Genomic DNA, 343 nt, shown 5'->3' with positions numbered 1-343 from the left:
AACAAGGTAGCCGTATCGGAAGGTGCGGCTGGATCACCTCCTTTCTAAGGAAAATGCCCATGTGGCATTGCCCATCGTTCAGTTTTGAGAGACCAAAACCTCTCTATGAGGGCCTATAGCTCAGCCGGTTAGAGCGCACGCCTGATAAGCGTGAGGTCGGTGGTTCGAGTCCACTTAGGCCCACCATTTTTATGAACAATTCCAATACGGGGCCTTAGCTCAGCTGGGAGAGCGCCTGCCTTGCACGCAGGAGGTCAGCGGTTCGATCCCGCTAGGCTCCACTTTTGTTCCTTGAAAACTGAAGATTCATCAAGACATCAAAAACCAATTTCACATATGGTCC

The 343-nt window shown here is 51.0% G+C and carries 2 tRNA genes; both read left to right on the top strand.

Annotated features, from left to right (window positions below):
* The first annotated feature begins 109 nt into the window (after positions 1–109).
* A tRNA-Ile gene (locus KNO86_RS14635) sits at positions 110–186 on the top strand.
* A 22-nt stretch (positions 187–208) separates the two neighbouring features.
* Positions 209–281, top strand: a tRNA-Ala gene (locus tag KNO86_RS14630).
* Positions 282–343: the final 62 nt, after the last annotated feature.

This window comes from Exiguobacterium sp. s160 (assembly GCF_018617575.1).
Classification (GTDB): Bacteria; Bacillota; Bacilli; order Exiguobacteriales; family Exiguobacteriaceae; genus Exiguobacterium; species Exiguobacterium aestuarii_A.
This window is presented reverse-complemented; position numbering and strand designations above follow the sequence as displayed.